The following is an 8,164-nucleotide window of genomic DNA, read 5'->3' as shown; positions in this document are numbered from 1 at the left end:
CAGGCCAACCGCCCGCCGCCGCAGCGGCTGCGGGTGGAGAGCCCGCGCGTCTCCGGCAGCCTCCTGCTGCGCGGCGCCCGGCTCGACGATCTGGTGCTGAAGGATTACCGCGAGACGACGGCCGCCTCCTCGCCGCTGGTGCGCATGTTCGCCCCGCGCGAGGAACTGCAGCCCTATTTCGCCCAGTGGGGCTGGTCGTCCGCCGATGGCCGCACCCGCGTGCCGGACAACGAGACCGACTGGACCGCCAGCGGCGGCCCGCTCGGCCCCGACAGCCCGGTCACGCTCTCCTGGGAGAACGGCCAGGGCCAGACCTTCCAGATCGTGCTGAGCCTGGACCGCAACTACATGTTCCAGGCCGAGCAGCGCGTCATCAACAGCGCCGCCGACCCGGTGCTGGTGCTGCCCTGGAGCCGCGTCCGCCGCGAGCGCACGCCGCATGTGGCCGGCTTCTACATCCTGCATGAGGGCTTCGTCGGCGTGCTGAACGGCCGCCTGAACGAGCTGACCTACAAATCCGCCAAGGATGACGGCGCGCGCACCCGCGGCGTGGCGCTGGAGCAGGAGACCAGCGGCGGCTGGGCCGGCTTCACCGACAAGTACTGGCTGGCCGCCATCGCCCCCGTCGACGCCGCCCAGCCGCTGCGCGCCGCCTGGCGCCATGTGGCGGAGAATGGCGAGGATCGCTGGCAGGTCGATTTCGCCACCCCGCAGCCGCAGACCGTCGCCTCCGGGGCCACCGGCAGCATCGCCACGCGCCTCTTCGCCGGCGCCAAGGAAGTGCATCTGCTCGACGCCTACCGCGACAATCTGGGCATCACGGATTTCGACAAGGCGATCGACTTCGGCTGGTTCTACTTCCTGACCAAGCCGTTCTTCTACGCGCTGGACTACCTGTTCAAGCTGTTCGGCAATTTCGGCATCGCCATCCTGGTCTTCACCGTGGCGCTGAAGCTGGCCTTCTTCCCGCTGGCCAACAAGGCCTACAAGTCGATGGCGCGGATGAAGGTGCTGACGCCGAAGATGCAGGAGATCCGCGAGCGCTACAAGGACGACCCGGCCAAGGCCCAGTCGGAGATGATGGCGCTGTACCGGTCGGAGAAGGTCAACCCGGCCTCGGGCTGCCTGCCGATCCTGATCCAGATCCCGGTCTTTTTCGCGCTCTACAAGGTGCTGTTCGTCACCATCGAGATGCGGCACGCGCCGTTCTTCGGCTGGATCCGCGACCTCTCGGCGCCCGACCCCACCAACCTGTTCAACCTGTTCGGGCTGATCCCGTGGGACCCGCCGGCGCTGCTGCACATGCCGGTCTGGGCGATCATCATGGGCGTCACGATGTTCGTGCAGCAGAAGCTGAACCCGGCGCCGGCCGACCCGATCCAGGCCAAGATCTTCACCTGGATGCCGATCATCTTCACCTTCATGCTGGCCAGCTTCCCGGCCGGCCTGGTGATCTACTGGTCCTGGAACAACCTGCTCTCGGTGGCCCAGCAGTGGTACATCATGCGGCATGAGCGCGAGGTGCGGCGCCAGGAGAAGGCGCTGGCCAAGGCCGGCGCGAAGGCCAAGGGGTGAGCGGCGGTCTTCTGGAGGCGCGCGACGAGGCCGAGCGCGCCGAACTGATCGAGCAGGGGCGGCTGCTGTTCTGCCGCCCCTGCCAGTTCTACTTCGCGGCCCAGCGGCTGGACCAGCTGCCCGAGGCGCGGCTGCCGGAGGTGGCCTTCTGCGGCCGCTCGAATGTGGGAAAATCCTCGCTGGTGAACGCGCTGACCGGGCAGAACAGCCTGGCGCGCGTCTCCTCCACCCCGGGCCGGACGAAGCAGCTGAACTTCTTCGACCTGGGCGGGCGCCTCGCCCTCGTGGACATGCCGGGCTATGGCTATGCCCAGGCCTCCAAGAGCGTGAAGGAGGATTGGCAGGGGCTGATGTTCGAGTTCCTGCGCGGCCGGCCGGTGCTGCGCCGCGTGGTGCTGCTGCTGGATGCGCGGATCGAGACCAAGGCCAGCGACCGCGCCGCCATGGAGCTGCTGAACAACGCCGCGGTCAATTTCCAGATCGTGCTGACCAAGGCCGACAGCGCCAAGCCCTATTGGCTGAAGCAGCGGCAGGAGGAGGCGGCGGCGCTGGTCAAGCAGCACACCGCCGCGCATCCGCTGGTGATCACCACCAGCAGCGAGACCGGGGCCGGCATCCCCGAGCTGCGTGCCGAGCTGACCGCCCTGGCCGAGCCGGCCTGAGGCCTGCCGCCCCGGGGCGACCCCCGGGGCGGTTCGAACTTCAGAAGCGCAGCGCGCCGCCGACGAAGAAGCCCTTGGCGAGGTCGGCCTCGCCGCCGCCGCGCGTCTCCATCCGCTCGATCCGGTAGCCGCCCTGCACCGACAGGAAGGGCAGCACATGGGCCGTGAGCCGCGCCGAGGCCGAGCGGTAATCGCCGCGGTCGCCGCTGGCCAGCTCGCCCGGCGCGTAGCTGGCATCCACCCCCGCCGAGAGCAGCCCCGGCACCAGCCCGACCGAGGCCGAGGCGCCCAGCCCGGCGCCGACCTCGCCATCGCCCTGCGGCGAGCGGGTGTAGATCCCCTTGGCCTGCACTCCCACGGTCAGCGGCCCGACTCCGATGGAGGGGCCGACGCCGAGATCCACCACATCGCCGCGCCCGTTGCGGCTGGTCCAGCCCGCCGAGAGGTCCACCGGCCCCAGATCGGTGCGGCCCTCCAGGCGCCGGTAATTCTCGCCCAGGCTGGCGGAGAGGTCGGTGGCCAGCGCCGCCGGCGCGGTGCCGAGCAGCAGCAGGGCAGGGAGCAGGACGATGCGCATGCGGAACACCTCCGAAGTCGTGGTAAGAAATTCTTATAAGTTATTAACATTTAAGAGTCATGGGGGGAAGCGCCGCGGCGGAATCCGATCTTCACGGCGACGCTGTCTGGCTTTGGGGCCCGCCGCGCCACGGGCCGCCGCCGCCGGGTTGGCAGCTCTGACGCCGCCATGGCCGGCGCCCCGGCTTGACCCCCCTGCCATGCTTCCCTATGGCGAGCGCCACACGGGACCGGACAAGGCAAGGTCATGACCGACGACGCGCGCAACCAGATGGAAATCCTCGCCGGTTCGCTGCCCTTCCTGAAGCGATATGACGACCAGATCGTGGTCGTGAAGTATGGCGGCCACGCCATGGGCGAGGAGGAAGCCGCCGCGCGCTTCGGCCGCGACATCGCGCTGCTGGAGCAGATGGGGGTGAACCCCGTCGTGGTGCATGGCGGCGGGCCGCAGATCAACGCCATGCTGAAGCGGCTGAATGTGCAGTCCACCTTCGTCAACGGGCTGCGCGTCACCGACGCCGCGGTGGTGGATGTGGTGGAGATGGTGCTCTCCGGCACCGTCAACAAACAGGTCTCCGACTGCATCACCCGTGCCGGCGCCATCTCGGTGGGCATTTCCGGCAAGGATGGCGGGCTGATCCGCGCCCGCAAGCTGACCCGCAGCTATCGCGACCCGGAGAGCAACATCGAGAAGGTGCTCGACCTCGGCTTCGTCGGCGAGCCGGAGCAGGTCGACCCGCAGGTGCTGGAGCTGCTGATCGCCGCCGACATCGTGCCGGTGGTGGCGCCGGTCGGCGTCGGCGCCGATGGCCAGACCTACAACATCAATGCCGACACGGCCGCCGGCGCCATCGCCGGCGCGCTCAGCGCCTCCCGCCTGCTGATGCTGACCGACGTGCCCGGCGTGCTGGATGCCGAGAAGCGGCTGATCCCGGAGATGACGGTGGCCCGCGCCAAGGCCGGCATCGCCGAGGGCTGGATCTCCGGCGGCATGATCCCGAAGATCGAGACCTGCATCTACGCCATCGAGCAGGGAGTGAAGGGCGCCGTCATCGTCGATGGCCGCGTGCCGCACGCCGTGCTGATCGAGCTGTTCACCGATGGCGGCGCCGGCACGCTGATCGTGCCCTGAGGCGCCGGGCGGCGCGGCCCTGTCGCCGCGCCGCCCGCCTGAGGCCGCCGCCAGCGTTGACAGGGCCGGCGGCCACCCCGATACTCGCGCGACCCTTCTCCTCCGACGCGGGACGAACAGCCATGGACCTTGCCGCCACCATCGCAGCGCTGTGGGAACGCCGCGCCGAGCTTTCGCCCGCCACGCGCGGCGCCGAGCGCGAGGCCATCGAGAGCGCGTTGGAACTGCTCGATTCCGGCCGCGCCCGCGTGGCGGAGCCGGACGGGCAGGGCGGCTGGAAGGTCAACCAGTGGCTGAAGCAGGCGGTGCTGCTCTCCTTCCGCCTGGAAGATTCCAAGGTCATGCCGACCGGCTTCGGCGCCTATGACAAGGTGCCGCTGAAGTTCGCCGACTGGGGCGAGAACCGCTTCCGCGAGGCCGGCTTCCGCGCCGTGCCGGGCGCCGTGGTGCGCCGCTCCGCCTTCATCGGCAAGGGCGTGGTGCTGATGCCCTCCTTCGTCAATCTCGGCGCCTATGTCGACGAGAACACGATGGTCGACACCTGGGCGACGATCGGCTCCTGCGCCCAGATCGGCAAGAACTGCCACATCTCCGGCGGCGCCGGCATCGGCGGCGTGCTGGAGCCGCTGCAGGCCAATCCGGTGGTGATCGGCGACAATTGCTTCGTCGGCGCCCGCTCCGAGGTGGCCGAGGGCGTCATCGTCGGCGAGGGCTCGGTGCTGTCGATGGGCGTGTTCCTCGGCGCCTCGACCAAGATCGTCGACCGCGCCACGGGTGAGGTCTTCATGGGCCAGGTGCCGCCCTATTCGGTGGTGGTGCCGGGCAGCCTGCCGGGCAAGGCGCTGCCGGATGGCAGCCAGGGCCCCGGCCTCTACTGCGCCGTCATCGTCAAGCGGGTGGACGCGCAGACCCGCAGCAAGACCTCGATCAACGAGCTGCTGCGCGACTGAGGCCAGGCCCATGGACCCGCTGCCGCTGCTGCAGGATCTGATCCGCTGCCCGAGCGTGACGCCCGCCGAGGGCGGCGCGCTGGGTGTCCTGGAGGCGGCGCTGCGGCCGCTCGGCTTCACCTGCACCCGGCTGGTCTTCGGCCCGCCGGGGCAGGAGGTGGAGAATCTCTTCGCCCGGCGCGGCAGCGGCGCGCCGCATCTCTGCTTCGCCGGGCATACCGATGTGGTGCCGCCCGGCGACCCCGCGCTGTGGAGCACCGATCCCTTCGGCGCCGAGCTGCGCGACGGGCTGGTGATGGGCCGGGGCGCGACCGACATGAAGGGCGGCATCGCCGCCTGGGTCGCCGCCATCGCCAGCCTGCCGGCCGACCTGCCGGGCAGCCTGTCGCTGCTGATCACCGGGGACGAGGAAGGCCCGGCCGAGCACGGCACCGTCAAGGTGCTGGAGTGGATGGCGGAGCACGGCCACACGCCGGATCTCTGCGTGGTGGGCGAGCCCACCAGCAAGGCGGTGCTGGGCGACACCATCAAGATCGGCCGCCGCGGCAGCCTGAACGCCGCCATCACCGTGCAGGGCGTGCAGGGCCACGCCGCCTATCCGCAGCGCGCCGACAACCCGGTGCACCGGCTGGTGCGGGTGCTGCACCGGCTGACCGCGCAGCCGCTCGATTCCGGCAGCGAATGGTTCGAGCCCTCGACGCTGCAGGTGACCAGCTTCGATGTCGGCAACCCGGCGACCAACGTCATTCCCGGCACGGCGCGCGCCCAGCTGAACATCCGCTTCAACGATCTGCACAGCAGCGCCAGCCTGACCGCCATGCTGCACGCCGCCCTGCGGGCGGAGGAGGCGCGCTACACGCTGGAGACCAGCTGCTCCGGCGAGAGCTTCCTGACCCAGCCAGGACCCTTCGTGGCGGCGCTGCGCCGCGCCGTGGCCGAGGCCGCCGGGGTGGAGCCGCGCCTCGACACCGGCGGCGGCACCTCGGATGCGCGCTTCATCACCCGCCACTGCCCGGTGGCCGAGCTGGGCGCCGTCGGCGCCACCATGCACAAGGCCGACGAATGCACCCCTGTCGAGGAGCTACGCGCCCTGTCACGCCTCTATGCCGCCGTGATCCGCCAGCTCCTGACGCCAGGCTGACCTGTCCCGGCGGCGCGGTGGTGAATGCGGGCCGCTATGCTATTCTCGCGACAATGTTAGAGTGTCGGCGGCGATCTCCGGATGCCTCGGGCGCGCTGCCCGCCGGGGCGGGATGCCTCGGCTGCTGGTCTGCGGTTCCGACCTCTTTCAGTGCAACACGCCCAGCAAAACGCTGCGGCTCGGCCATGTGATGGGGCCCCAGCGGAGAGAGAACGAGCTGGCATGAGTGCGCGGATTCTGGTCGTCGATGATATCGCCGCCAATCTCCGGTTGCTGGAGGCGCGGCTGAATGCCGAATATTACGAGGTCGCCCTGGCTTCCTCCGGCCCCGAGGCGCTGAGCCGCGCGGAGGACTGGATGCCCGACATCATCCTCCTCGACGTGATGATGCCGGGGATGGATGGCTACGAGGTCTGCCGGCGGCTGAAGGCCAGCACGGCCACGGCGCATATCCCGGTGGTCATGGTCACGGCCCTGGTCGATGCCAGCGAGCGGGTGCGCGGGCTGGAGGCGGGGGCGGATGATTTCCTCTCCAAGCCGGTCGACCATTCCACCCTGTTCGCCCGGCTGCGCGCCCTGCTGCGGGTGAAGCAGGTGCTGGACGCCTTCCGCCTGCGCGCCGAGACGGCGCTCGACCTCGGCTTCGAGCCGCTGCCGCCGCCCTCCGAGCAGATCGCCGGCGCCAGCATCCTGCTGGCGACCGAGGATGTGAACGAGGCCGAGCTGCTGACCGGCGTGCTGGCGGTGGATGGAGTGACCCTGCGGCTGACCGGGACCGCGACGCAGGCCTGGCAGGCGCTGTCCGAGGGCGCGTTCGACCTGGCGCTGCTCAGCCTGTCGCTGGATGGCGGCGAGGGTCTGCGCCTGGCCTCACGGCTGCGCGCCCAGGCGGCGACGCGCGACCTGCCGGTGCTGCTGATCGCCGATGCCGACCAGCACGGCCTGGTGCTGCGCGGCTTCGAGCTGGGCGCCAACGACCATGTGCTGCGCCCGGTCGATCCGAACGAGCTGCGCGCCCGGGTGCGCAACCAGCTGCGCCGCCGCCGCTACCAGGAGCGGCTGCGCGCCGAGCTGGACCGCTCGCTGGAACTCGCGGTGACCGACAGCCTGACCGGGCTGCGCAACCGCCGCTACATCATCCGCCATCTGGAGGGCCTGCTGCGCAACGGACCGGCGGCGCTGCTGATGCTGGATGTGGACCGCTTCAAGGCGGTGAACGACACCTACGGCCATGGCGTCGGCGACATCGTGCTGCGCGAGGTGGCGGCGCGGATGAAGCGGCATCTGCGCGATGTCGATGTGGTGGCGCGCTTCGGCGGCGAGGAATTCGTCGTCGCCATGGCCGCGGCCACGCAGGAGGAGGCGATGCAGATCGCCGACCGGCTGCGCCTGTCCATGGCGGAGAACCCGGTGCCGGTCAGCCCGGAGCGGCGGCTCGGCATCACCGCCAGCATCGGCGTGGCGCTGGCCAAGGGGGGCGAGGCGCTGCCGCGGCTGATGGCGGCGGCGGATGCCGCGCTCTACCGGGCCAAGGCGAATGGCCGCAACCGGATCGAGCTGGCGGGCAGCGCGGACTGGCCGCCGCAGGGCGACACCGCCTGATGTCGCCGCCGGACGTCGCCGTCCGGCGCGATCCGAAAATCGGGCCGATCCACAAAAGCAGAAGGCCGCCCTTGCGGGGCGGCCTTCGGCGTTCAGGCGGTGCGCCGTGCCCGGCGCGACCCCTTACTTGATCTTGGATTCGCGGAACGCGACATGCTTGCGCGCGACGGGGTCGTACTTGCGCATCTCGAGCTTGCCGGTCGTGTTCCGGGTGTTCTTCTTGGTCACATAGAAGTACCCGGTGTCAGCGGTGCTGACGAGCTTGATCAGAATCGTGTTCGACTTGGCCATGACATTCTTCCGTGGGCGCCGACGGGCACCCCAAGCCTGGCGGCAGAAGGCCGCGCACCCGGGTGCGACGCGAGAGGCCGCAACCTAGCCATCTGGGCCGCTCAGTCAAGGGAAAGGTGGCGCAAAGTCCCTGTCAGCGGGGCAGGGCGGCCCTGTAGGCGCCGGGATTGTCGAGCAGCGCGCGGGCCGCCTGCAGGTCCGGCTCGCGCCCCTCGGCCGGCGGGCAGGCGCCGCG

At 70.3% G+C, this 8,164-nt stretch carries 8 protein-coding genes; 6 read left to right on the top strand and 2 right to left on the bottom strand.

The features are described from left to right. Together yidC and yihA are read left to right on the top strand one after the other, a co-directional pair. Window positions 1-1,575 (top strand): membrane protein insertase YidC (gene yidC, locus HMPREF0731_RS01900; protein ID WP_007002306.1); only part of this gene is annotated, 1,575 nt, incomplete at its 5' end. After that, window positions 1,572-2,237 (top strand): ribosome biogenesis GTP-binding protein YihA/YsxC, encoded by a 666-nt coding sequence (gene yihA / locus HMPREF0731_RS01895; protein WP_007002305.1) that lies wholly within the window; start codon window positions 1,572-1,574, stop codon window positions 2,235-2,237. The genes yidC and yihA, both read left to right, overlap by 4 nt. 40 nt (window positions 2,238-2,277) lie before the next feature. On the opposite strand, the gene HMPREF0731_RS01890 is transcribed toward yihA, so the two are convergent. Continuing rightward, window positions 2,278-2,814 carry a YfaZ family outer membrane protein gene (locus tag HMPREF0731_RS01890; RefSeq protein WP_007002304.1) on the bottom strand — a complete coding sequence of 179 codons (537 nt, stop codon included), beginning with the start codon at window positions 2,812-2,814 and terminating at the stop codon, window positions 2,278-2,280. Between the two features lie 246 nt (window positions 2,815-3,060). Here HMPREF0731_RS01890 and argB point away from each other — a divergent pair, with 246 nt between their 5' ends. The 4 genes from argB (at window position 3,061) to HMPREF0731_RS01870 (ending at window position 7,638) form a co-directional block, all read left to right on the top strand. After that, entirely contained in the window at window positions 3,061-3,945 is an 885-nt protein-coding gene (argB, locus tag HMPREF0731_RS01885) for an acetylglutamate kinase (protein ID WP_007002303.1), read from the top strand. A gap of 122 nt (window positions 3,946-4,067) precedes the next feature. After that, a complete protein-coding gene (gene dapD, locus HMPREF0731_RS01880; protein ID WP_007002302.1) occupies window positions 4,068-4,895 on the top strand; it encodes a 2,3,4,5-tetrahydropyridine-2,6-dicarboxylate N-succinyltransferase in 828 nt (275 codons plus the stop codon). 10 nt (window positions 4,896-4,905) lie between these two features. Next, entirely contained in the window at window positions 4,906-6,036 is a 1,131-nt protein-coding gene (gene dapE / locus HMPREF0731_RS01875; protein ID WP_007002301.1) for a succinyl-diaminopimelate desuccinylase, read from the top strand. Between the two features lie 222 nt (window positions 6,037-6,258). Further along, a complete protein-coding gene (locus HMPREF0731_RS01870; RefSeq protein WP_007002300.1) occupies window positions 6,259-7,638 on the top strand; it encodes a PleD family two-component system response regulator in 1,380 nt (459 codons plus the stop codon). A 123-nt stretch (window positions 7,639-7,761) separates the two neighbouring features. Here HMPREF0731_RS01870 and rpmG read toward each other — a convergent pair whose 3' ends face one another. Further along, window positions 7,762-7,929 carry a 50S ribosomal protein L33 gene (gene rpmG / locus HMPREF0731_RS01865; RefSeq protein ID WP_007002299.1) on the bottom strand — a complete coding sequence of 56 codons (168 nt, stop codon included), beginning with the start codon at window positions 7,927-7,929 and terminating at the stop codon, window positions 7,762-7,764. Window positions 7,930-8,164 lie beyond the last annotated feature (235 nt).

Origin of the sequence: Pseudoroseomonas cervicalis ATCC 49957, assembly GCF_000164635.1 — a bacterium.
GTDB classification, from domain to species: Bacteria; Pseudomonadota; Alphaproteobacteria; order Acetobacterales; family Acetobacteraceae; genus Pseudoroseomonas; species Pseudoroseomonas cervicalis.
Note: the sequence above shows the minus strand (reverse complement) of the source record. Positions and strands in the feature narration are given on the sequence as shown.